Here is a 24,131-nt window from a genome sequence, read left to right on the forward strand (position 1 = left end):
GCTCAGTAAAGTTCAGGGTGTTGTCGGCGGTGACATCATGAATATTGACGGTGTTATGCGCTTTAGTGTCCAGCACCACGGTACGGTGCGCCAGCGCGGTCACTTCATTACCCACCGCATCGTGGCTGACCAGCGTCACCACCACCGCATTTTTACCTTCCTTCAGCGTGCCGACCGGCACCGCCACTTCGTAGCGCAGTTCGCCGTTATCATCGACCACCGTTCCGGTAAAACTCTGCCCCCGCACGCTGACGGTAACGGTATCCCCCGCTTTGGCATCGCCGCCTGCCACGCCGCTTATCAGCGTGGTCATGCGGTTTTCAATGGCGTTGACCACATTGTCGTTCGCGACGGTATCGATATGTACCGTGTTTTCCGCGAAGTTATCGAGATGCACGTCGTGGCTGCTGGTGGCTATCGCCAGGTTGCCCGCCGCATCATGGGAGGTGACGCTGACATGGACCGTCGCCTCTTTCAGCACATGGCCGACGTTGTCAGAGAACGCGCTCGAATCCACCTCGATACGGTAGCCGAGGGTATGTTTCCCGGTATTAATCACCTGGCCGTGATACTGGTGGCCGTTAATCTCCACCAGCACCGGGTCGCCCGCTTTCGCATCTTCCCCGCGCACGTTTCCGGTAATCGTCTGCTTCGCCGCCGACAGCTCAGTAAAGTTCAGGGTGTTGTCGGCGGTGACATCATGAATATTGACGGTGTTATGCGCTTTAGTGTCCAGCACCACGTTACGGTGCGCCAGCGCGGTCACTTCATTACCCACCGCATCATGGCTAACCAGCGTCACCTGCACATCATTTTTACCTTCGTGCAGCGAGCCCACCGGCACCGCCACTTCGTAGCGCAGTTCACCATTGACCTCAACCACCTTGCCGGTAAAGACTTGCCCTTTCACGCTAACGGTCACCGGGTCATTGACAGCTGCATCGCCACCAACGGCACCGCTTATCAGCGTGGTCATCCGGTTTTCAATGGCGTTCACCACATCGTCGTTCGCTACGGTATCGATATGCACCGTGTTTTCCGCGAAGTTATCGAGATGCACATCGTGGCTGCTGGTGGCAATCGCCAGGTTACCCGCCGCATCGTGGGAAGTGACGCTGACATGGACCGTCACGTCTTTCAGCACCTGACCGACATTGTCAGAGAATGCCACAGAATCCACCTCAATGCGGTAACCGAGGGTATTTTTCCCGGTATCAATCACCAGGCCGTGATACTGATGGCCGTTGATCTCCACCAGCACCGGGTCGCCCGCTTTCGCGTCTTCCCCGCGAACATTCCCGGTAATTGTCTGCTTCGCCGCCGACAGCTCAGTAAAGTTCAGGGTATTATCAGCGGTAACGTCATGAATATTGACGGTGTTATGCGCTTTGGTATCCAGCACCACGGTACGGTGAGCGAGCGCGGTGACTTCGTTACCTGCGGTATCGTGGCTGACCAGCGTCACCTGTACCGCATTTTTACCTTCTTTCAGCGTGCCGACCGGCACCGCCACTTCGTAGCGCAGTTCGCCGTTTTCATCGACCACCGTTCCGGCAAAATTCTGTCCCTGTACGCTGACGGTAACCGCATCCCCTGCTTTAGCATCACCGTCTGCCACACCACTTATCAGCGTAGTCATGCGGTTTTCAATGGCGTTGACCACATCGTCCGACGCCACCTTATCGATATGTACGCTGTTTTCCGCGAAGTTATCGACATGCACGTCGTGGCTACTGGTGGCAATCGCCAGGTTACCCGCTGCATCATGGGAGGTGACGCTGACCTTCACTTCCACATTCCCATCGACCAGGGTGCTGTTATTTGCAAAGTCAGAAGCGTTCACCGCAATACGGTAGCCCAGCGTGTTATTGCCGAGATCGATAACCTGCCCGTTGTACTGATGACCGTTAATCTCCAGCTGTACCGGGTCACCAACCTTGGCGTCTTCGCCGCTCACGGTTCCGGAAATCACCTGATTGCGCGCATACAGTTCAGCACGGTTCAGAGTGTTATCGTCGGTCACATTGTCGATAGTCAGCACGTTATGTGCCTGGGTATCAAGCACCACGGTGCGGTGCGTCACAGCAGTAGCTTCATTGCCTGGCGCGTCATGGCTTACCAGCGTCACCTGCACATCGTTAGCCCCCTCTTTGAGAGTTGCGGAAGGCACAACGATTTCATAGCGTAGCTGGCCATGATCGTCGAAAACTGTGCCGTGAAACGCTTTGCCCTGAATGGTCAACGTGACCGGATCACCCACTTTCGCATCACCGCTGGCAATGCCAGAAATAATGGTCGGCATACGAAACTCATTAGCGTTGACGACATCATCATTCGCCACCGTTCCAATGGTCACGGCATTTTGCGCATACAGATCGTTATCGACATGATGATCCGTGGAAACAATGGTGGTGTTTCCTGCGTCGTCAGTAGAGGTTAATGTAGCGTGAATGTTCGGGTCATTCAGTAACCCCTGGGTCAGGACCGGGATGGTATAAGTCAGAGTCCCATTTCCGGGGTCGGTAACAACACCGGTATATTCTTTACCATCAACCAATAAAGTAACGATATCGCCTGGTTTAGCATCGCCGCCGATCGACCCGTGGATCAGGGTTTGCGGTTGACGCGACTCTTCGTAGTTAATGAGGTTATCCGGCGTGACGTTATCAATGGTAATGTCGATGTGTGGTCCGGTAATATCAATCAGCGCATGATCAAAACTTTCTGCCGTTCGTCCCGTCACATCGGTGGCTATTGCCACCACTGTTACATTTCCCGGGACCAGTCCCCCCAGATCGGTATCAATATTCCAGTGCCCGTTGCTCACCGGAACAGTAACGGTGAATGTGTTTTTTTGGCTATCGGTGAAGGTGAGTGTGATGTGATTTTGATTACTGGTGCCGCTTAAATGGGTCTGATGGAATTCGCTTTTGTTAATGAAACCGTCGTTGCCGGCAAACTCGGTAATTTGTACCTCAGGCGGGAAAACACTCGCGGAACCTGCGGTAACTCCCCCTATCGGCAGATTGATATCCCAGTTCGGGCTTCCCAGACCTTTAGTGTTAAAACCTGCTGTCGGATCAACCACCTGCCCGGTCAATTCAAGCTGAACCAGAGTGTGCCCCCCGCCGCCACCTTCTAATGTTGCCGGTGCTTCATTACCCGCCGCGGTGGCTTCCAGCACCTGCGTCGGGTCAGCGCCATCGGCAATGGCCTTTTGTGCGGCGGCAATATCCTGAGCACTACTTTCCGGATGATGGCTAACCTGTAGCCCGTGCTCACCCCAATGGCTATTACGGCCTATATCCAGCGTTTTTCCGTCTGGTAAAGAGATACTTACCGCGCCGCTGGCACCGGTCACAATTTCTTCACCGCTATATACCCTGTCGCCTTCATGAACCAGTCGTTGTGCACCATTGGCATCAACTACGTAAACCTGTCCAATAATTGCTTTGATCACACCGAGTAATTTGCTCACCGTAACCTCACTTAATTACCATCATTATTTTTATAAACTCGTTAATACATTAACGAACAAATATCACATTCAATTAATGTAAACATTAATATCTCAATGTAGAAAAAAACACATTTTATAGAATGCAATTACATGAGACTTGACTGGCAAATGAATATAATAAAAAATAACCAAAAATAAAACACGATGTGACAAAACATGTCGCTGAATAGCTGATTACAGCCATCAATTAAGACAATTCATATTTGTTAATTAATATAACGTGTTTGTAAAAATGGATGATAGCGACGACACCTGGATGTCATAACCGTGAGATATAGGGCATTCATGTCATGAAGAAGTTTTTAGTTTTTCTGCTTTCATGTTTTTCAATAAATGCAGTAAACGCAGAAGACTTACAAAATACCGTTAAAGATGCATTAGCTAATCATCCTGAAGTTAATGCTGCAATAAATAGCCGTTATTCCTCGGTGCAAGATCTGCGTGCGGCACAAGGTGGCTATTTGCCATCACTGAATTTAAATGCCGAGGCCGGGCGCAAAGATGTTGATGATGCAACTACCCGCGCTGCAGGACGCAATAACGGTCTGACTCAATCACCTAACGAGGCGACTATCAGCCTCGAGCAAAATGTGTTTAACGGCTTTGCGACCAACAGCGAAGTGGCGCGACAAAAAGCGACCGTAGACTCACGCGCTTACAGCGTGATGAACACCAGCGAAAGCACCGCTTATGCGGTGATTCAGGCCTATTTCGACGTGCTGCAACGCGAAGAATTTGTGCGCCTTGCTGAAGACGATCTGGCGAACCACGAGCGCATTTATGACCAGATAAAACTGCGTACCGATCAGGGCGTTGGGCGCTCTGGGGATTTTATGCAGGCCGAAGCGCGTCTGGCGCAGGCGCGAAACAACCTGCTGACCGAGCAGACTAACCTTGAAGATGCGAAAACCACCTTTGTCAGCGTGACGGGCATGGATCCGCAGGGCTTAAGCCAGCCAGAGAGCATTGACTCTCAGTTGCCAGCCTCGCTGGAAGATGCCAAAAGTCGGATGGAAAAAAATAATCCATTACTGAAGTCTGCCAATGCGGATATCGAAGCTGCGCACCAGCAGTATGAAGCGTCGAAATCCACCTTCTATCCACGTGTGGACGTTGAGCTTTCCCGCGGGATTAGCAACAACACCGATACCACTCGCGCACACACCGAAGAGTGGGAAGCGATGGTAAAACTGCACTACAACCTGTACCAGGGCGGCAGCGACAAAGCCAACATGAACTCCCGCGCTTATCTGCACAAGCAGGCTCAGGATGTACGTAATAACACACTGCGCCAGCTGAATCAGGAGCTACGCCTGGCCTGGACCGCACTGCAAAACGCACGCGCCCAGCTTCCTTCGGCGGAAGAATATGCCGACCGCAGCGTCAAAGTGCGCACGGCTTATCAGGATCAATTTAGTCTTGGCGAGCGCACGCTGCTGGATTTACTCGATAGTGAAAATGAAGTGTTCTCTTCTAAACGCCGTCTTGTTGAATTACGTTATCTGGCCATGACCAGTGGCTATCGTATTAGCGAACGCACCGGTGAATTAATGAATATTCTAAAAATTACACCGCCGCCATCGGGGCAACCGGTAGATTCAGCAGAAGAAAATAGCTTACCGGAACTTCATTAATAATTATTAATCCCCAATAAATCTCTGACCTGCACGCTTATAATTAGCTTGCTATTATTTAACCGTGCACGGTCAGAATGGTTGCGAAAATGAGTGCACAAGCCGAATTATTAAATGACGTCCCTGAGAATTACGCTAACCCTAATTCTCAACATCACGACCCACGTAGCCATAATGACGACCCGTTATTAGATAGCTTACTGATTCTGTGTTCTCTGCACGGTAAACCGGCGAGTCGTTCAACATTAAGCAGTGGCCTGCCATTAGAAAACGATCGGCTCACGCTAAATATATTTCCACGCGCGGCGGCAAGGGCCGGTTTAAAGGCGCGAGTCGTCACGCGCACGCTCGATAAAATTCCGGCAATGTCTCTGCCTGCTGTCTTGTTATTGAATGCAGGGGGAACCGGGGTGTTGTTGGCCTGGAACGATGACGGTAGCGCCCGTTTTATGCCCAGCGAAAGCGAAGGTGGGGAAATTTGCGTTGATGCCGCCACGCTTGAGCAAAACTATGCGGGCAAAGTCATTTTTGCGCATCCGCGCCACGAATTCGATTTGCAGGCAGAGGCCTTTCTGCCACGCACCAAATCCTGGTTTAAAGACACGCTGAAGCTGTCGCGTTTTCTGTATATGGATGCGGTATTGGCCAGTCTGTTAATCAATCTGATTGCGCTCGGCACACCGCTCTTTACCATGAATGTGTATGACCGCGTCGTGCCAAACCAGGCAACGGTCACATTATGGGTGCTGGCAGTCGGCATCTGCCTGGCTTTTGTCTTTGATCTGATTTTAAAAATGCTGCGCGGTATCTGCCTTGATATTGCAGGTAAGAAAAGCGATCTCATCATCTCTTCAACCCTGTTTGAGCGCATTGTCGGTATGGAGATGAAAGAGCGCCCGGCACGCGTGGGAAGCTTTGCACAAAACATTCACGAGTTTCAGTCACTGCGTGATTTCCTCTCATCCCTCACTTTGACGACGATTATCGATTTGCCCTTCACCCTGTTACTGCTGATTGTTATTGGCATTATCGGCGGCGCGCTGGCATGGATCCCGGTACTGACATTACCGATTGCCCTATTGTGCAGTTGGGCACTACAAAAGCCGGTCAACGCTGCTGTGGCAAAAACCATGAGCCTCGCCAGCGAACGTCAGGCGCTACTGATTGAAACCCTGAGCAGTCTGGATGCCATCAAAGTGAATAATGCCCAAAGCGAACGCCAGTTCCAGTGGGAACAAACGCTGGGCAGCCTGAGCCGTCTCGAACTGCGGGTGAAAACCTTGTCCAGCCTGGCCAGCAACCTTACCGGCTGGTTCCAGCAAATTTCAGGCGTGGTGATGATCATCGTCGGGGTGTACATGATTATCGACGGCAAACTGAGTATGGGTGGCTTGATCGCCTGCTACATGCTTAACGGCCGGGCACTCATGCCGCTGGGTCAGCTCACCGGCCTTATCGCCCGCTATCAGCAGGCGAAACTGACCATCAAAAATACTGAGAAAATGATGTCGCTGACGCAGGAGCGCCGTGCGGATGAAAACCCACTCAAGCGTGAACAGTTACAGGGCAGCATTGAATTTCGCGATGTGGATTTCAGCTACCCGGAGCAACAAAACCTGTCGCTGCACAAAATTAACCTGACCATTCAGCCCGGTGAGCGCATCGGCATTATCGGGCGTAGCGGTTCCGGTAAAAGTTCGCTGAGTAAACTTATCGTCAATTTATACCAGCCGAGCGCCGGGAACCTGCTGATCGATGGTATCGACTCTCGCCAGCTGGATGTGAACGATCTGCGCCACAGCATCGGCTACGTGCCGCAGGACATCCAGCTATTCAACGGCACGCTGCGCGATAACCTGCTGTGCGGAGCGCGCTATGTCGATGACGAAACGATGCTGCGAGCGGCAGAACTGGCTGGCGTCAACGAATTCGCACGCCTGCATCCCGACGGCTATAACCTGCAGGTCGGCGAACGCGGCTCCCAGCTTTCCGGTGGGCAACGGCAGGCGGTGGCGCTCGCGCGTGCACTGTTGCTTGATCCCCCTCTCCTGCTACTGGATGAACCCACCAGTTCAATGGACAACACCAGCGAAGAGAAGATCAAACACGCGCTGGCCCCCTGTATTGCGGGAAAAACGTTATTACTGGTCACGCACCGCGCTTCCATGCTGTCGCTGGTTGACCGTCTGATTATTGTTGATAAAGGTCGCATCATCGCAGACGGTCCGAAAGGGGTAGTGATGGATGCGTTGAAAAAGGGGCAAATTAATGCGTCTCGCTGATCTCCTGACTCGTGCCCGCAGTCACATGCAGCACTATTTTCGCGGTCGTGATGAAAATCAAACCGACAGTATTAATGAGGTTAGCCAGGCCATAATTGATGATGCCCCAAGAGTGATACGACTGACGTTGTGGGTGATCCTCGCGCTGGTGGTGCTGTCCTTCATCTGGGCTGGTTTTGCAAAAATTGATGAAGTGACACGCGGTGAAGGCAAAGCGATCCCTTCATCAAAACTGCAAAAAATCCAGAACCTGGAAGGGGGAATTGTCACCGAGCTGTACGTGCATGAAGGGCAAATCGTTAACGCCGGAACTCCACTACTGCACCTCGATGACACGCGCTTCGCCTCCAACGTTGGCGAAACTGAAGCCGACAAACTCGGTCTGCGCGCCAAGGTAGAACGCCTGACGGCTGAGGTTGAAAGCCGGGACTTTGTGATTTCACCCGAGATAGCCAGCCAGGCGCCGGATGTCGCCCGGGGAGAAACCGAGCTGTACAACAGCCGTCGGGAACAATTTCACAACGAAATTTCCGGGCTTGAAGAACAGCTGGTACAGAAAAAACAGGAGCTGCGCGACTTTGAGTCAAAGGAGGATCAGTTTAAGCACAGCCTCGGGTTAATCCGTCAGGAAATCAAAATGTCCGAGCCGCTGCTCGCTTCAGGCGCCATTTCAAAAGTCGAACTGCTGCGCCTGCGTCGTACCGAAGTGGAAACCGCCGGGCAGCTCAATTCTATTAGCCTGTCGCTGCCCAAGGCCACGTCAGAAATTAAAGAGATTGAGAATAAAATCGGTGAAAGCCGTGGCCGTTTCCAGAGCGATGCGCTGGCCCAACTCAATGAAGCTCGCACCAATCTGAGTAAAACCCAGGCAAGCGTTAAAGCACTGGAGGATCGGGTGAACCGTACCATGGTCACCTCACCGGTGCGGGGTATCGTCCAGCAGGTGATGGTGAATACTATCGGCGGCGTCATTCAACCGGGCAGCGATCTGGTGGAAATCGTTCCGCTGGATGACAAACTGTTAATCGAAGCCAAAATCCAGCCGCGCGATATCGCCTTCCTCCATCCGGGTCAACATGCGATGGTGAAATTTACCGCTTACGATTACACCATCTATGGCGGTCTGCAAGGCGAAGTAGTGCAGATAAGCCCGGACACCGTTACCGACAAGCAGGGGCGAAGCTTTTATATTGTGCGTTTGCAGACGGACAAAAATTACCTGGGAACAAAAGAGCATCCGATGCTGATCATTCCCGGCATGGTGGCGAGCGTCGATATTCTCACCGGCAAGAAAACGATTCTGAGCTACCTGTTAAAACCGATTATTCGCGCACGCGCGGAAGCACTCAGAGAACGTTGATCGGATGCGCTCCCTTACATTTTGCCGGGGAGCGCATGAATTTATAACGGCGTGCAAAAAGAGAGCTTCCCACGATTCAGGGTGATTTTCCCGTCATTAACCAGCTCCTGTAACACCTTATGGATGGCACTACGTGAAATATGGTTACGGGTCAAAATAAAAGTATACACGGATGTTTTCTCGCGAACCTCTGGCTCCATCGACCAGATATATTTTACGTGTTCAATAATCTGCTCACGAATAGTACGGTGCGACTGCAACGCTTCACGCTGAAAATAACGTTGAAGATGATGCGTTAAGATATCAAACGCCTGCTTCCATAAGTTTTTGGTCGTAAACAGGTGATCGGCATTTTGTACGCTCATCGCCCACATTTCACAATCGGTATCACAACGTAAATAGTGACCAGCCACTTCCGTACGCATTTGTGGCAGGCCGAGAATAGCAGGTGCAGAAATACTCACCGTGACTAAATCGTTTTCCACACGATAAACAGAGACAGTCCCTTTCTCCAGAAATAAGATATGTCCATCGGTCTTCAAATCAATACGCTGACGTTTTTTACGTAACGACAGCCAGGCATTATCCGACTTCTTCATTTCATCGCCAACGAGCACTACAGCATTTTCAATTTCTTTCTGGAACATGGGACTCTCTACCGCAAATTATGGCTTAGTCAAAAAGATGGTTAAATTTACTCGGCACTAAAAATAAATGTCAGCTCGCAAACAAGCTGACATTTATTCCCATCTACATCTACCACCGGCATTCCCTGGTGCCATTGACGCGTTAAGGTTCATGCTGTTTTCGCGTGGTGGTGCCAGGCAGTATATGGCGCTGTCCATAAAGAATTAATGGCAATCATCTTTGTCGACATTTTTTCATCTTTCTGTTCTTTGCAGAGTAGCCAAAAAGATACAATCAATTGATTTTAATGAATTTTATTTTCATTAAAAAGTTTTCATTCTTGTTATATCATGATACCAATTTGCAACACTTCGCGGTTCTCGCTGTGGAATCAGGTCCATGCTGGTGGTCTTTATAGGCTCAGTGGTATCATGACTAAACAACCACCAGACGCATCATCAAGAGTAGAGACAATATGTCTGAGACTGGCAATGTCAGTTATCTGATTGAAAATAGAATAATATTTACGCCAGCCACACAATGTCTGGCGCGGGTAGATCACCCCAATCAGCGGATAAAACTCAAACACTCAGCGTCGTTATGTCTTTTATTACTTATTCAACATCGCGGGCAAGTGGTTTCTCAAAACGAATTACTGGAATTCGGTTGGGGTAAAAATCACCGGCAGGTGAGTTTCAACGCCTTTTATCAAAGCATTCTCTCGTTGCGTAAAAGCTTACTGCAGCTGGAGCTTGAACAGCCGCTGATCACAACGCTCCCCCGCAAAGGGCTGATCATTCAGGAAGAGTTTGATATTCAGGTCATTGAAACACCGGAGGAGAACTCTGCTTCTGCTGAAGAATCCTTAGCGCCAGATGCCACCATTGAGGAATTTTTGGCTGACACACCGCGTCAACCTTTGATAACGGCTGCAGAAACAGTAATGTTGGCACTTACCCTGATAATTTGTGTGCTGATATTATATCCGTGGCAAGCCAGCGATGATTATTTCTCCGGCTATATTACTGCGGATAAAGCACCCACTGACTGTCAGTATTATTTCAATAACGATGCCAGTAATTTCTCCCGGCATACCGCGTTTATCGACAAAAACCCAGGACTGTGTCAGAGCCATAAATTTATCTATATCACGACCTATCCTGAGTCTAAGAAACTGTCCGTACTGGTGTGTCGCTCACCGATAAAAGCCAGGCAAGAAAATGCCTGTCAGTCGGTATATTACCCACGGTATGATAGCTAATGAACTTATATCCCCGAACGTCCCGCATCCAGACAGGTATTATCCTGCTGCTTTGTTTTGCTGCGCTTATTCTTACTGTCGTCTATCGGTACAGTAAGAACAATGGCGAGTTACATGATCTCACCTGCCGCTCTGCCATCGAAATTGTACGCAATACAAGCTCGTTCCGAGGGATTATTGATATTAAAACCGGGGGCAGTAAAGGTATTGTGAATATTGATGGTATTATCAAAGATGCCGAAAATAATGAGCAAACCGTGCAACGCATGGTACTTTTTACACAATCCAGCTACGGCTCAAGCCCGGTCTGGATTTCACAGAAAATCCAAATTTCCAATCGAGAAACGGCTCCCGCCAGCCTTATTCAGGAACTCCTCCCCGATTTTTTCCTGACCAATACCAGCGTATCCAACGTCGATTTTTTTGCACTGAACAGCGCGACATACCTGATTACCAAAGAGGGGATCCCCTATCTGTACTGCCAGAATTATGCTTTGCCGGAAAATGAATAATCAATAAGCGTTCTGGCGGCAAAACCTACGGATGAATCTCAGTCGTTGTCGGTGATAAGATAGACCATTCAGGTCGAGCCAACGCTCGTCGTTACTGCCCTTCAGGCGGCTTTCGAATGACAAATTTGTGGGTTTATGTGAGTTTCCAGGGGCTCACATGAGACTCCCCTGGTACCCAAAAAGATTAAAAAAAGAGCAAAAGCGATATGAAAGAGTCACTTGATACGGACTTCACGAACCACACCCCAATGATGCATTGGGGTGTTTATACTGATTAATAATATGTTTTTCATGTAAGATTTAAAAAACCACATAACAACCTACATTTTTTCTTTTGATTTCAACCTCGCAGTTATACCTTTCAGTTGCTTAGTTAAAATATCTTCACAGCTATGTCATAGCATGAACTCGCTCAATGTTATGTTTTTCAAACATAAAAATGAGTTCCTGAACTAGTCGAGTTGCTGATAAGATCAACACTCATCACAGACGATTGGAATCAGCTAATGGACAAACAAGCTTGGAAACAAAAGGCGTATGAAGTTGTAGTAAACGTAGCCAAGACAAATCAAGAGTTTACACCTGACGAAGTCTGGGCGGCTGGCCTCGAAAAACCTGAGGAAGCCAGAGCCTTAGGTGGAGTAATGGCCCGCGCTAGAAAAGAAGGATTAATTGAAAAAACAGGTCGTGTCAGACCGACCACTCAGCCTGAGAGTCATGCAACTGATGTAACTATCTGGCAATCAAATATTTTTGAAGGTTAATCTACACTGGATTTACCAACCGCCAGCAAAGTTTGTATCACAACAATGCCGCTATCTAGTGATATAGATAGCTGTCGTATCAATTAAGCTAATAATGCATGGGCAAGTAAACATAGCTTTAAGTTGCCGCTCTTACTCGATAGTTAGCCCATTGCTTGGCTTAAATTAATTTTGAAGGATTAAGATGTGGGTATAGAGGATGATGCGATTGCTCGTCGGAGAGAAGCACAGGAGAGAGGGGAGAAGGTTGTTCCTGATTCTTATCAAGGCGTCACGAAACAACGAGTAAGGAATGTACTGGCGGTAATAGACCGATGCACAGAAAACATGATTGATGTTGTCTACGCGCTTCTGTGTGATGAACCAAGTTGGTATAAAAAAGCTGCAAAAAATGGGTATAGATTTTGCGATGGTGGGTCGGTCGCGCATATAGGTACACATGTTGGAATCCTTCAACGTGGTGGAAACTTGAAGCTGGACCGTGAAGGACGGGATTATTGGCTGAAGCCACTATGGGAAATTGGTGCGATAGAGAAAGTATACCTCGATTCAAAAGATGGTCAGTTCAAACCCGGACATCCTATAGCTAAATCATCAAACTCAGCTTATCGTCTTTCAATGGATTTTTTGGTTATTCTTCAGGCTCCAGAAGCCGACTGGCTAGAGCTGGCACAAGGTTGGGCACAAATTGATGTACAGCGTGAGCGGTTAGCATTACAAGCCGCGCAAGCTTTAGAAACGTCAAATACTATTGAAAGTGCTCATTCAAAATTGATTCGTGCCAGCCATGAAATATATGCCACTCGTTTCCTTCCGGGATACCAAGTAATTTATATAGATGATGGTGATGGTGACCGTATTACAACAGAGCAAAAACAAATTTTAGCAGAAGCTGGAGTAACTTTGACGATTAATGACTCAATGCCTGATGTGTTATTATGGAATCGTCAGAGTGATTATTTGTGGGTTATTGAAGCTGTTACCAGCGATGGTGAAGTTGATATTCATAAAATGAACAGTATGAACTCCTTTGCTCAGCGAAATGGTAAAAAAGGCGTTGGATTCACAACGACTTATCCGACATGGAAAAAAGCAGCAGAAAGACAATCTGCTTTTAAAAACCTTGCCGGAAATGCATATTTTTGGATATCAGAAGACCCTTCGCGTGTCTTTAAAATTTTTCAATGAGTTTAAGTAAGTCAAGCTTTTATGCTCGACTTACTTTTTTAACTGAAACTCATAGAGCTTTTGCAAATTTATCAAAACTATCTTGATTAAATTCGCATGCCTGTTTTCCCATATTAATCAATTGCTCACGGTTTGGATATCTAATAGTGTAAAGATCTGCGGCATTAACTTGAGTATGCCCATTGAACTGGCGGAAATACTGATCAACCAAGTTGCTATTTAAATACACCCAAAGACCTTTAGCTATATCGAAATCCAATGGTTTCCCTTTAGCATGTAAATAGTTTGTTTTATTCTCAAACCCAACCATTTCAACATCTGCTATAGACTCAGTATATAACCCCGCAACAATCCTTCTTTTTTCTTCTTTAGAAGTCAATCGTTTAATTAAAATATAAGTTCCATTAGGAACCATCATTTTCTTAGTAAGGTCATTTAAAACAATTGCGTTAGATTTTTTCTTATTAAGTATTGGGTACTTTATCAATCCATTATCAAAATGCATTGGATGGATTAATGGCACAGTATCTTTTCCAGGAATGTCTCTTAGGTTTTCTCTAGTTCTAAAATCTACTACTTTCCCTGTACTTACCTCTATGCCTAAATCTTCGAGGGAACATGGTAACCCACCAATTTTCTTAGCAATATTAACCTGTTCGTCATTTGTTACTATATGAATAAATCGAGCTGAATTATTAGGGCTTACTACCTCATCAAAATCAGCTATTCGCATATCTGGATTTTGATCATCGGCGCAACGACTAGAAATAATCTCAACAGGTCCCTGTGCTTCACCTTTTATGATATGGAAAATCACATTTTCTTGAAGTACACTATCATCTTTAAATGCACTAGTTCGACTTTCAAAGACATGAAGTTTGTTTAAATTATTCCCATCAAGCAATAGTCGTCTAAAATCGCTAAAGTACGGACCATTGCAAAAGCTGCGTGGTGTAATCGCAACCAGCTCACCACCGTTGTCTAAAAGTAATAGTGATAGCGCCACAAAACAGGAATATAAATTCCCAGTTTCAACACCAACACTTCTTAACAGTTTTCGCTCATTACTTGATGCTGCAATTTTTAGATATGGGGGATTCAATATTGCCTTATTGAAATTAAGCTGCTGACCATTATCTTTCTGCTTGATTAAACTAACCGCATGGCTAATAAAGTCGATGTTGTTAACATTCGAACTCCACTCAACACCTGATAAATTAGCAGCCTGCTCGCAGAGCCTGAAAGAATCACTTAACCCATCTAATAAAGTATCTTCAAGCTCCCATGCGTTTGCATTAATTGCATTCGGAGAAAAACTATTTAACGCCCTTTCAACAAGGGCGGTGGTTAGAGAGCCGACCCCAGCCCCTGCATCAATTATATTTAATGTACCATTTAAGTCTCGAAATTTACCAGCAATTAATCTAGCCACAGCGGCAGGAGTCATATACTGACCTTTCTTGGCACGAGTAGAGTCATCTAACTTACTATTTTTTTCTACCCGCAATGCATCAACTTTATTAAGGATATTTTTCAACATAATAAATATAACCATCGACACGGAACTGTGTATTCATACAGTGTAACACATTTTAATTACTCATTCCATATTTTTATATATTACACCAATTTCTTAGGTGGCCTAATAAAAATAGTGCTATACCTAAAAAGCATTCTATAAAAACGCACCACTTTCAATAAAATGAATATAAATATAACAGAATGAAAGTTAGTGCTTCAGTTCAATTAATAAATAAGGATGCCCCCAGTCAGTGACCTCTTCATAAGAAACAAACCCATCGTGCTCTAGAGCACAAACGCCTTTATGGCGGGCAACATAATCGTATACAGCCTGACTTTCCAGCCCCTGTAACATGTACGACAGCAGCTTCCGGCGCATCACATCTGACTTCCTGCGTTTACGCGCTGCCACATCTTTGTAGGTAATGTTGAAAGATTGCCCTACCGCGTTGGTAACGCATTTGCCATAACGGTTGGTTTTCGCTGTAGCTTCGTAACTATCCAACAGCACGGCCAGATCACCTCGTAGAGGAGCTAAAAGACGCTTCCAGCGTTTTAGTACTCGCTTTGCCTCTGTTAGTCCTAGCTCACGATTCAACAAGCGTCGGGTACTGGATTTTAGCGATAGCGTAACGAACCCTGCGTTGAATACGCTGGAAAACCTGAATTGTTTCACCAGTTCTTCAGCAATACGCAATACCCGGCAGATATAGCTCGTTTCCAACACCTCCAGCGACTTTGCCGAAATACCAATACTCAACAGCTCATGCCGTAGTATATCAAGCTGGCATCCCTTGATGTCATAGTTGTGACCACGGGCCAGGCACGCCCACTTCATTTTAGACGGCAGACTTTGAAAGCCCGTACCTGCCTCAAAGGATCTTCCGCCAATGTACGCGGTTTTATACGATTGCTTGTAAGAAACCGTTAACGGTGACTCCTTCACCAGATCCACACCTGTTTCAGCCAGTCGCGACAGGAAGTTGAAAATGAATATTTTGTTCTTCTTCGTGGGATTCTCATTATAGTAATCCAGCAGTGCATCCAGATTGATTTCAAGCGGCTCAAGGTTGTTCCAGACACTCACTACCAGCTCCCTGAAGGCAGCGTTAGGGATATCGCGTTTAGACTGCTGATGTTTAGCATTCTGCCCACGGTCGATCGCAACGCCGATCAATTCATCAAATGAGTAACTTTTACGCTTGGTGAAAATATCCGTCAGATAATGGTAGCGATCCTTACGGCTAAGGTATGCCTCTCTGTCGTTGCCAAACAACTTACGCAGGAAACGTTGAGAAACAGCATATTCCCGGCATAAATGATTAGTATTTGAATACCCGGTTAGTTTAATGATTCCCGCGCTTGCCAGTGCCTCCATTGCACGTTCATGCGTCGGTCCACTTTTCTTAAATACTCCAGGAAGCTTCGCCCTGCCTAATTCAAATGGAACAGGCACAGAATAAGACCATTTTTTATTCGCCTTAATCTTTGCTTTCTTCTTGTTCTTACGACTACAGGTAGCGACACATATAACATGCTGAAGGAATACTGCTATATTACGATAAAAGGGACGCCGCAGACTTGGCACACCATTATAAGGAATACTGAAAACGATCGTCTTGAAATAGTCCAGTGTTGAATTTGTCACTAGGATAGTGTTATGCGTAATGTATGGTTTCATAATTCACCTGTATATATAGGCAGAGCACCATGCCCTGACCCCATTTATTTACAACTGAATTACTCAAATCATATGTGAACCCAACAAGGTTCAGATGCTAGATAATGATCATAATATTGGAGACTGGAGCCTCATGATAGCTGATACTGGATAATGGCTATAGTATGTAATGACATATATACAGTAATATAGAGATAGAGTGTATACAGAGCATAATAGATACGTCTATATACCTTGTAGACGTAAATAGCGATTAAATATCAGCTTGGTCAGAATGGTATTAGCGGATACTTAAAACGTTACCGGTTATTAAGCGGCACAACTTCCCCCCGGTAATATTCAATAGCGACTGTAGACACATGTACACATTATGGAATTTGATCTTTTGAAACCTCTAATTTGCTCAAAACCGCCGATCCTTGCAACTGTCAGAGTCAGGAAAAACCATCGGCGGTTTTCCCCTACCATTGTACGAGATGCGAACCTGACACTAAACAGCAGCGGTAGTTAGCTGGTCTGTCACACCAAAATCCTGCAACGATGAGCGGTTTTGAGGGAAGAATTCAGCGACACAAGACGCATGAGGGACCTTCTCACCGAGTATAAAAGCCAACGATATGGCGGCCTAAAAGACCACCATCAATGCTTGAACTACCGTTTTGGATGCTCCTGCTCATGACGTTTTTGACGCCGTGTTTTGCGCTTTCGTTTGCGTGTATCTTCAACAAGCTGGCTGATGGCCATCTCTTCCTTGGTAGCAAACTTTGGCTTTAATCCACCAATAGCCAGCCCCAACTTAGCCATGCAAACAGGCAGCCAAAAAGACCAGACGTCATGCTTGTTAAACAGCTCTACCTCATTAAGGTACAGGAGCTTGGTGAATTTACGAGCCAGACGTCCCTTTGAATCAACATCGCTCAACGTATTTGTCCATGCTTTGATCCCATTAGTTTTAGGGCGGTTGACAGTAAAAGCAGCATTCATTAGTTCCCCCTCCAGTTTGCGCTTATACACCAACAGACGCTCAAAGGGATGTTCGAGCTTTGAGAGGTCCGACAACATCAGCGCTTTTTGCTTGCATCCTCGCTTACCGGGGCCAGTAGACTCAGGTTGTATACGCACTTCAACACGTAGAAACTGCGGATATTCTTCCTTGTCAATTTCAAGGAAATACTCCCGTTTACGCCTCCCTTTTTCATTCACATATCCTGCGCGATCAGGGAATGCAATCCGCTTAAAGTGCGCAACATCAATCTTGCCATAGATTAACACCGACAGTTTCGAGTCTAACGCCCCAAGGGATAACCCCGGCAGCCCTTTATCATTATCGTAGTCTTTATATTTCGATGACCTTTTTAACCCCCAAAGATAATCATTCAACTTGCACCCATAGATATCCAGAGCGATATCCAGCCGGGTGACCCATGCCCGCGCCAGCAGGTGATCAAAAGTTTCGCCAAGGCGATTCCCCAGCCATTTAAGTAGCAGATCCATACGTTTTCCCGTCATGTGTTGGGGATGAAACTGGATACTGAACCCGCCAGTTCCTGTTTCTTTTGGTCCCCACATGATGTATGCCAGCATTGGTGCATCAGGTTCATTACGTGAAATAAACAGACCATAGTTGTAAGGATGACGTGTACCTTTTGCGTTTTCGGGCGATTTCTCTCGTACAACATAGTTTTTCCACTCCCGCCCCAGTAAAGACTGCAACTTTTGAACAAACTCAGCTTTCTCATCCTCACTGTGGAAGCGGGATACTATTGAAAGCCAGTCGATGCGCAACTTCATCTCATGCCCCTCAAGGCTGTCACAAATCTTATCTGATGGACTAAATTCAACATTCTTCTTGTTAAGCAACTTGTTCTTTTTCATTGGTGTTCCGTATCAGGGACTAACCCGATTGAAGAACAGAGAGCATCAGCAACCCATCAGCTATCAGTAGTAACTGTGGTGAATCGATCGATTAGTTAAACCAGTGTCAGCATTGGCTGATATGTTCTCTGTTCATGGTTATACGTGCGTGAATAACGTGCTGTTAGACGTTCATGCACTTACTGAACACGCTGGCGGTCAGCCAGCCACTGATTAACTTCATGTTCGTAGAAACCTACCGAACGGATACCTATGCGGACCTGCCGGGGGAATTCATTACGCTGGAGCATTCTGTAGAGCGAAGCCCTGCTCATGGCACAACGTTCAAGAACTTCCGGGACTTTGATGATACGAATTGTGGTCATAACGCACCTGTTTAAGTTACGCATCGGCTGATGCGAGCAGGCTTTTACAACCATCATTTCCACCCCTATTTGGGTCAAAAACGCCAAAAGCAACAGTTGCATAGTCGAGAAATCAAAATTGCAACCGTTGCTTTTGTGAGTCAGTTCAGGCTTAATCGTTTCATGAAGCAACTGTTGCTCTTTCGAATCAGTTCAGGTTTTATACTTCCACGAAGCAACAGTTGCTTTTTCATATGATGGTTGACTACAACATTGGGGGCTTAATGAAAAAGCAGAAAACAAGTGATGCCGTGATCCGGGTTATAGCCAGCCGGGAAAAACTCGAAGAGGAGATTGGAAGTGCTTTCTCAATCAATATGAGTGACGATGTCAAAACAAGATTACGGGAACTATGCGTGCTCTATGGCCATCAGGATATGCTCGACAGGATCTCTGGGACAGGTCGGCGTTTTAGCGAGGTACTGGCTACACTGATTGATGCTCATTACATTGTTTATGTATTCAATCCTCGAACTGATCCAGCTAAGGAGCTGATTCGAGTTTTCAAACATGTTCATCGTTTGAAAATGAGAGGCAAGGATAACGAAACCATCAGGGAGACCATGATCGACAGAGGATTTGACAGGCCTGGCGCTATTGCAGATGTCCTGACAGACCAAAAAATGGACCCTAAAGCATGGACAGAGAAGGACGTAGAAAAGATGCTAAACCCGGCGAGAGTCCTGAGGCTTTTGGTAAAAATCGAAAACAAACAAAATGAATGAAGTTTCGTATACATCCTAGCAGCTCACCACCAAGATAAATGGTAATAAAGGCGAGAAATGAATGCGCACAAGATAACTTTAGTGTCACTTGTAACGATATTACATCCTTTCGGGTAGTCACATTTTGTTTGCACTACAAAATTGCCTCCATGTCACCCTCCTTAGAGTTTCGCTTCCAATCTTCTGGCAAAATGTCGCGCTGTATGTTCTCATGGAATGCCTGCTAGAGGAGCCATTTATGAGCCAATACATTGGTGAAGTTCTTAACCTTCCCCCCTTACTTCGTGCAGTAGCGCATTGGAAAAATGAGTGTCTTTTAAAAAATAGATCTATTTTTAGTAAGAAAAAACTGTGGACTACCAAAAATGTAAACATTTTATTAGAACTATATGTTAACAATCCAGATGAGAGCAATAAAGACTTTTTTGAAAAGTTAAAAGGCCAACTTGGTGTTAATTATCCTGATGTTATTTGTCTCGTCGCAGAAATGATGTGGATTCTGTTATTACCATCCATAAACATCACAGAAAGAACAAAAATTGAGAATATTGCTCAGGTATGGGAGTGGTCCGGCTCACCTTTCAATAAAGTGCATAACCTTCTATCTGATGAAACTCTGGCTGGCTATGCCAATACTAGCATTGGTTATAATACTAATCGGTGGCGGGAGTTATCCTATTTAATTGAGATAACGGGAAAGTTGCTTTCACTTCCGTTAGCAGCAAGAAATAAGGTGCTAAACGATGGATGGGAGCTGGCATACTGGCTTGAAAAGACACCAGAGAGTAGACGCAGGCAATTTCGACACATCCTGTTATATCTCTTATTTCCTGATGACTTCGAACGTATTACTAGTGGTGTTCATCGTCTGAAAATTGTTAGTACTTTTGATAATGTCGCTGTAAAAAATTTGCGCAAAATGGAACTATGGAAGATTGATAGAAGGTTACTGGCTATCCGTAAGCAGCAAGAACAGATACTGGGAACCACGAAAATCGACTTTTACCAAGACCCATTACACGACATATGGCACATCAAAAAAAAATCATCTGCCATAGATATAGCCCCCCAGATAATCAAGAAAGAGGAGGCACGTGTTAACGCCATTAATAATGATAAGAAAATAAATATAAAGATAAAAGAACAAATGATCTACGCGCGCCAAGGACATGGCATTTACCGTCGAAAACTTGCTGAAGTGGAAAAAAGATGCAGAATCACTGGGGTTCAAGATACAAGATTTCTGACGGCAAGCCACATTAAGCCATGGCGAGATTGCGATACACATAATGAATGTCTAGATGGAAACAATGGTCTTTGGATGTCTCCACATCTTGATCGATTATTTGACCAAGGTTGGATTTCATTTAATGACGACGGCGACTTACTTTTTACCGATGAAATTGTCATGAACGTTTTGTCTGTATGGAAAATAAAATTACCTGTTAACATTGGGACACTGAATAAATTACAGCAATCTTATATGCTTTATCATCGAAAGTATGTTTATAAGAATGGGGATGCATAAATGCAAGACAGGAAATAAATCAATCGACTCGCGCCCGGAGCATTAGCACTATAAATAAAGATTGCTAACGGCAGAAATCAGTAAAGAAAATAGGTTAATTGTTAAAAACACTTGATGCGTTTGCTGGCGCTGATTTTCATGCTCTCACCACGACAGTCATAGCGTGTAGTCGTGGATATGTCGCTGTGGCCTGCCAGTTGGCGCACAGTATTGATATCCACGCCCTGCTCCAGCAAACGGGTGATGAAGGTACGCCGCATGTCATGCGGAGTAAATCGCGCTATGCCTGACGTATGCTGTAACTCCGCCAGGATACCCGTTAATCCGGTTGTTGTCAGCGGCTGAATGGCGGTCTTCCCGTTGCGCTGAACTCTCCTGAACAACGCACTGTCATCCTCATCTGCACTGACCTTTAGCCATGCACGGATGGCTTTGTCTACCACATTGGCTACGTGAATTTCACGGTATTTACGCCCCTTCCCTTGCCTCACTGTCAGAATGCCATTGTCATAGTCCCGACGCTCAATTTTAACCATTTCCCCGGCCCGCAGCCCTGTTCCGCACAGCGTCAGCACAATGGCGGTATCACGACAGCGGCGCGATGCGTGTTGGTGTTGTTTTGCAGCCTGAATCAGAGCCCGGATTTCCTGTTTGTCTAGAGCCCTTCCCTTGCGCTGGATATCGCCGCTCACGCGCTTAACTGACCGGATACGTGCCAGCATTTCGGCATTCATACAATTGAGGTTAAAGGCCGTCTGCGCCACGCCCCGCAGTGCTGATAACGCCATGTTCACCGATGACACGGCGTAACCGTCATCCAGCAGTGCCGCACGCACTTTAGCGACGGCGGCGTAGTTAAGTTGCTCCCACGGATAGTCTGCTGCATCTGCACCATGTTTAAGTATGCCAGCACTACGGTTTAACAGGCTGGTGATACCCCGCCGCCCTGAGGGAGCAAGGCCGTTGATATACGCATCGAACACGGTAGTTTGCACCACCGAAACGACCTGACGTAACGCGGCCCTTCTCATACGTTTAACCCGCAATAACGTACATTAAACCAGGTAACTTTCAGCATCACACCAGCCCCCGTTCAGCCATCGACACCGTTTCAGCCCCTGCCACGATAAAGTGATCAAGCAACCGTACATCCAGCATTTCGAGCAGTTCCTGAAGCTTTTTAGTCAACCTGATATCGCAACGGCTGGGCTCAGGCTCGCCGCTGGGGTGATTATGGACAAGGATGACGGCGGCGGCGTTATGTTTCAGCACACGTTTGATAACTTCGCGGGGGTGAACGCTGACCGAGTTTAACGTACCCCTGAACAGGATTTCGCGGTGCAGCAGCTGATTCTGATTATCGAGCAGGATGATGCCAAACTCTTCATGTTCAAGCGGTGCCAGCTCAACCATTACGCACCGTCGAACATCATCAGGGGAGCAGAGCTGAACCCCACGCTGATAATACCGGCTGATGATGTCACGCGCCTGGTCAAGGATACGGGTTTCACGCTGGGTAAAAATGGTCATGTCAGAACTCCCGTTCAATGAAGTAAATGGCGTCTGGAAACAGCTGGCGGCGGGTTACGCCAGTACGCAGGGAGAAAGCTTTACGGGGCATGGTGGTTCGCCCGTTGCTGTCGAAGAAACAGAGCGTTTCCTCATCCATTTTGACCAGAAGAGACCAGTGAAACTGGTCGCTGAGCATAATCAGGTGGGAGTAGTCAGTGACGTCCAGAAACCGCTGCATTTCCCTGAAAAGCCGCCCGTCTGTTAACCCCCGCTTCCCGGCAAAGGGTCTGGTGATTTGCACCGGGAACTGGCGGCTGTAATGCCCTTTCTGCAACACCTGAGCTATCAGCCAGTCTAAGCGGTCTTCTTCAATCCCTTCAGTCAGCCATTCATGCAAAGGCCAGCGCTGCTGATAAGTCTGAATAAGCCGGTTCATTAACGGGCGTCGTTTCACCCTGCCGTCAAACAGCCAGCTCAGCATGTTAACCACGCAATAAGCACCGCAAAGACAGTCCAGTTCGCCCTGTTGAGACGCACGTATCCCTCTGTCAGTCGTCACAGTTAATTCCTCATAAATTAGTGATGGTTAGTACAGGGGGATTAGCTTTCCCAGAGAACGGTAATGGTGTAGATGTTCATGGCGTGATACTGAATAAAGTTGGATTGCCAGAGTTCAAATAACTCCCTTCCGGCGTTAACAGGCAGGTCACCAACATGAGCCAGAAAGATATATTGCTGACTCCAGCTAAAATCAATTTCCTTTTCCAGTTCGGGGTAAACCACTCCCATATAACTGAAGTCGGTAATGTAATCGAAATACCATTCATCATTGCGTGAAATAATCCGTATTTCGACAGGATGGTAACCGCCATTTTCAGCGCTGTAACTCAAGTCTTTAAATAACAGACTGACGGCTGTAATTCTGGCTTTATGTGGCGGTGGATTTACCACTTCATTTAATATGATATTTATTAATTCCTGTTCGACGGGCATAGCTAGCCCTTCCTGATGGATAACTCTCATCGTTTTTATTCCGGTAAATATGCATTTGAATTGATGATACAAACCAATAATTGATCATTGCCCATACTGACTGTTTAGACGATAGACGTCCTCCCATCAGGATGGGATAATAAAATGAAATGCTAAGTTGGCAATCAGTGTGTATCAACTACTGGACAATATGACACTATCCAGCAATGTTATTTTACCAGGGGTATTCTTTCAATGCAAATGGTTTCGCTTAGAAATAATTTAGTTGTTATTTTATAAACTCATCCAAAAACATAATTAAGCTTTTCCTTTTAGGGTTATCTAGCTTATTCCAGACTTGCTCGAGACGTTGTTTTAATTCAACGTCAAACCCAGTAGCATAGTTAATCGGGATATCAGAAACATTTAAATCCTCCATACAATCAATAAAGAACCAGCTTATTGGAGTTTTTAAAGCAACAGCAATTTTGACTAAATGAGCAATATTGATCTTATTCGTTCCGCGTTCATAGCGGGAAAGTTGTTGTTGAGAGATATCGATAGTCTCTGCAAGATCGGCAGCAGTTAGCCCTGCTTCTTTACGTCTGGTCTGAATACGCTGCCCTACCAGCTTATCAGCTGAATCTGCCATCAGTTTAACCATCATTTTATCTCCAGAACGTCCATAAGAGGGATTCTGGGGCTTTTTTACTCTTGCATGAACATCACTAATGGACATAAAATTAATCATTACGTCATTTATAG

20 protein-coding genes are annotated in these 24,131 nt (G+C 46.4%); 9 read left to right on the top strand and 11 right to left on the bottom strand.

The genetic code is table 11. From position 1 onward, the window contains the following. On the bottom strand, positions 1–3,478 hold a 3,478-nt coding region (locus OGX86_RS19615), incomplete at its 3' end, for a retention module-containing protein (RefSeq protein ID WP_286640466.1). A gap of 332 nt (positions 3,479–3,810) precedes the next feature. On the opposite strand from OGX86_RS19615, the gene OGX86_RS19620 reads away from it, so the two are divergent. The 3 genes from OGX86_RS19620 (at position 3,811) to OGX86_RS19630 (ending at position 8,796) form a co-directional block, all read left to right on the top strand. Continuing rightward, positions 3,811–5,154 carry a TolC family outer membrane protein gene (locus OGX86_RS19620; RefSeq protein ID WP_286640467.1) on the top strand — a complete coding sequence of 448 codons (1,344 nt, stop codon included), beginning with the start codon at positions 3,811–3,813 and terminating at the stop codon, positions 5,152–5,154. An 89-nt stretch (positions 5,155–5,243) separates the two neighbouring features. Beyond that, positions 5,244–7,436, top strand: coding sequence for a type I secretion system permease/ATPase (locus OGX86_RS19625; RefSeq protein ID WP_048225311.1), 2,193 nt, complete (start codon positions 5,244–5,246; stop codon positions 7,434–7,436). Then, a complete protein-coding gene (locus OGX86_RS19630; protein WP_053069286.1) occupies positions 7,423–8,796 on the top strand; it encodes an HlyD family type I secretion periplasmic adaptor subunit in 1,374 nt (457 codons plus the stop codon). Before OGX86_RS19625 ends, OGX86_RS19630 begins: the two co-directional genes overlap by 14 nt. 41 nt (positions 8,797–8,837) lie before the next feature. Here the strand turns inward: OGX86_RS19630 and OGX86_RS19635 are convergent, their stop codons facing one another. Continuing rightward, a complete protein-coding gene (locus OGX86_RS19635) occupies positions 8,838–9,443 on the bottom strand; it encodes a helix-turn-helix domain-containing protein (protein ID WP_048215661.1) in 606 nt (201 codons plus the stop codon). A 455-nt stretch (positions 9,444–9,898) separates the two neighbouring features. On the opposite strand from OGX86_RS19635, the gene OGX86_RS19640 reads away from it, so the two are divergent. The 4 genes from OGX86_RS19640 (at position 9,899) to OGX86_RS19655 (ending at position 13,148) form a co-directional block, all read left to right on the top strand. Then, positions 9,899–10,684: a winged helix-turn-helix domain-containing protein gene (locus OGX86_RS19640; RefSeq protein WP_048225313.1), complete on the top strand. Its 786-nt coding sequence runs from the start codon at positions 9,899–9,901 to the stop codon at positions 10,682–10,684. Next, positions 10,684–11,196, top strand: a complete 513-nt coding sequence (locus tag OGX86_RS19645; RefSeq protein WP_003825820.1) for a YqeJ family protein — start codon at positions 10,684–10,686, stop codon at positions 11,194–11,196. Before OGX86_RS19640 ends, OGX86_RS19645 begins: the two co-directional genes overlap by 1 nt. A gap of 506 nt (positions 11,197–11,702) precedes the next feature. Beyond that, positions 11,703–11,960, top strand: coding sequence for a hypothetical protein (locus tag OGX86_RS19650; protein ID WP_286640470.1), 258 nt, complete (start codon positions 11,703–11,705; stop codon positions 11,958–11,960). A gap of 186 nt (positions 11,961–12,146) precedes the next feature. Beyond that, on the top strand, positions 12,147–13,148 hold the full coding sequence (locus OGX86_RS19655) for a BsuBI/PstI family type II restriction endonuclease (protein ID WP_286640472.1): 1,002 nt from the start codon (positions 12,147–12,149) through the stop codon (positions 13,146–13,148). A gap of 49 nt (positions 13,149–13,197) precedes the next feature. Here OGX86_RS19655 and OGX86_RS19660 read toward each other — a convergent pair whose 3' ends face one another. From OGX86_RS19660 to OGX86_RS19675, 4 genes are all read right to left on the bottom strand, one after another. Continuing rightward, entirely contained in the window at positions 13,198–14,688 is a 1,491-nt protein-coding gene (locus tag OGX86_RS19660; RefSeq protein WP_286640474.1) for an Eco57I restriction-modification methylase domain-containing protein, read from the bottom strand. A 189-nt stretch (positions 14,689–14,877) separates the two neighbouring features. Further along, complete coding sequence (locus OGX86_RS19665) at positions 14,878–16,350, bottom strand: hypothetical protein (RefSeq protein WP_286640476.1); 1,473 nt, start codon at positions 16,348–16,350, stop codon at positions 14,878–14,880. A 651-nt stretch (positions 16,351–17,001) separates the two neighbouring features. Then, positions 17,002–18,225, bottom strand: coding sequence for a hypothetical protein (locus OGX86_RS19670; protein WP_286640477.1), 1,224 nt, complete (start codon positions 18,223–18,225; stop codon positions 17,002–17,004). A gap of 179 nt (positions 18,226–18,404) precedes the next feature. Then, positions 18,405–18,590 (bottom strand): helix-turn-helix transcriptional regulator, encoded by a 186-nt coding sequence (locus tag OGX86_RS19675; protein ID WP_032160635.1) that lies wholly within the window; start codon positions 18,588–18,590, stop codon positions 18,405–18,407. Between the two features lie 263 nt (positions 18,591–18,853). Between OGX86_RS19675 and OGX86_RS19680 the strand changes: the two genes are divergently transcribed. Both OGX86_RS19680 and OGX86_RS19685 read left to right on the top strand, forming a co-directional pair. After that, entirely contained in the window at positions 18,854–19,354 is a 501-nt protein-coding gene (locus OGX86_RS19680; protein WP_286640478.1) for a hypothetical protein, read from the top strand. Positions 19,355–19,592: 238 nt separating this feature from the next. Then, positions 19,593–20,882 carry an HNH endonuclease gene (locus OGX86_RS19685; RefSeq protein ID WP_286640479.1) on the top strand — a complete coding sequence of 430 codons (1,290 nt, stop codon included), beginning with the start codon at positions 19,593–19,595 and terminating at the stop codon, positions 20,880–20,882. Positions 20,883–20,983: 101 nt separating this feature from the next. On the opposite strand, the gene OGX86_RS19690 is transcribed toward OGX86_RS19685, so the two are convergent. The 5 genes from OGX86_RS19690 to OGX86_RS19710 all read right to left on the bottom strand — a co-directional run bounded on the left by OGX86_RS19690 (position 20,984) and on the right by OGX86_RS19710 (position 24,030). Beyond that, positions 20,984–21,913 carry a tyrosine-type recombinase/integrase gene (locus OGX86_RS19690; RefSeq protein WP_286640480.1) on the bottom strand — a complete coding sequence of 310 codons (930 nt, stop codon included), beginning with the start codon at positions 21,911–21,913 and terminating at the stop codon, positions 20,984–20,986. Positions 21,914–21,959: 46 nt separating this feature from the next. Continuing rightward, positions 21,960–22,412 carry a RadC family protein gene (radC, locus tag OGX86_RS19695; RefSeq protein ID WP_286640482.1) on the bottom strand — a complete coding sequence of 151 codons (453 nt, stop codon included), beginning with the start codon at positions 22,410–22,412 and terminating at the stop codon, positions 21,960–21,962. Position 22,413: 1 nt separating this feature from the next. Further along, on the bottom strand, positions 22,414–22,875 hold the full coding sequence (locus OGX86_RS19700; RefSeq protein WP_353655323.1) for a hypothetical protein: 462 nt from the start codon (positions 22,873–22,875) through the stop codon (positions 22,414–22,416). 119 nt (positions 22,876–22,994) lie between these two features. After that, positions 22,995–23,387 (bottom strand): DUF2787 family protein, encoded by a 393-nt coding sequence (locus tag OGX86_RS19705; protein ID WP_286640485.1) that lies wholly within the window; start codon positions 23,385–23,387, stop codon positions 22,995–22,997. Between the two features lie 268 nt (positions 23,388–23,655). Further along, positions 23,656–24,030, bottom strand: coding sequence for a helix-turn-helix domain-containing protein (locus OGX86_RS19710; RefSeq protein WP_286640727.1), 375 nt, complete (start codon positions 24,028–24,030; stop codon positions 23,656–23,658). Positions 24,031–24,131: the final 101 nt, after the last annotated feature.

The organism is Citrobacter sp. Cpo040 (genome assembly GCF_030332915.1).
Classification (GTDB): Bacteria; Pseudomonadota; Gammaproteobacteria; order Enterobacterales; family Enterobacteriaceae; genus Citrobacter; species Citrobacter portucalensis.

Coding starts and splice junctions, on each gene's coding strand:
- OGX86_RS19650 (WP_286640470.1), top strand. CDS start 11,703: ATGGACAAACAAGCTTGGAAACAAAAGGCGTATGAAGTTGTAGTAAAC.
- OGX86_RS19680 (WP_286640478.1), top strand. CDS start 18,854: ATGAAAAAGCAGAAAACAAGTGATGCCGTGATCCGGGTTATAGCCAGC.
- OGX86_RS19670 (WP_286640477.1), bottom strand. CDS start 18,225: ATGAAAAAGAACAAGTTGCTTAACAAGAAGAATGTTGAATTTAGTCCA.
- OGX86_RS19700 (WP_353655323.1), bottom strand. CDS start 22,875: ATGCTGAGCTGGCTGTTTGACGGCAGGGTGAAACGACGCCCGTTAATG.
- OGX86_RS19625 (WP_048225311.1), top strand. CDS start 5,244: ATGAGTGCACAAGCCGAATTATTAAATGACGTCCCTGAGAATTACGCT.
- OGX86_RS19620 (WP_286640467.1), top strand. CDS start 3,811: ATGAAGAAGTTTTTAGTTTTTCTGCTTTCATGTTTTTCAATAAATGCA.
- OGX86_RS19660 (WP_286640474.1), bottom strand. CDS start 14,688: ATGTTGAAAAATATCCTTAATAAAGTTGATGCATTGCGGGTAGAAAAA.
- OGX86_RS19665 (WP_286640476.1), bottom strand. CDS start 16,350: ATGAAACCATACATTACGCATAACACTATCCTAGTGACAAATTCAACA.
- OGX86_RS19710 (WP_286640727.1), bottom strand. CDS start 24,030: ATGGTTAAACTGATGGCAGATTCAGCTGATAAGCTGGTAGGGCAGCGT.
- OGX86_RS19705 (WP_286640485.1), bottom strand. CDS start 23,387: ATGCCCGTCGAACAGGAATTAATAAATATCATATTAAATGAAGTGGTA.
- OGX86_RS19675 (WP_032160635.1), bottom strand. CDS start 18,590: ATGACCACAATTCGTATCATCAAAGTCCCGGAAGTTCTTGAACGTTGT.
- OGX86_RS19645 (WP_003825820.1), top strand. CDS start 10,684: ATGAACTTATATCCCCGAACGTCCCGCATCCAGACAGGTATTATCCTG.
- OGX86_RS19640 (WP_048225313.1), top strand. CDS start 9,899: ATGTCTGAGACTGGCAATGTCAGTTATCTGATTGAAAATAGAATAATA.
- OGX86_RS19635 (WP_048215661.1), bottom strand. CDS start 9,443: ATGTTCCAGAAAGAAATTGAAAATGCTGTAGTGCTCGTTGGCGATGAA.
- OGX86_RS19690 (WP_286640480.1), bottom strand. CDS start 21,913: ATGAGAAGGGCCGCGTTACGTCAGGTCGTTTCGGTGGTGCAAACTACC.
- OGX86_RS19685 (WP_286640479.1), top strand. CDS start 19,593: ATGAGCCAATACATTGGTGAAGTTCTTAACCTTCCCCCCTTACTTCGT.
- radC (WP_286640482.1), bottom strand. CDS start 22,412: ATGACCATTTTTACCCAGCGTGAAACCCGTATCCTTGACCAGGCGCGT.
- OGX86_RS19630 (WP_053069286.1), top strand. CDS start 7,423: ATGCGTCTCGCTGATCTCCTGACTCGTGCCCGCAGTCACATGCAGCAC.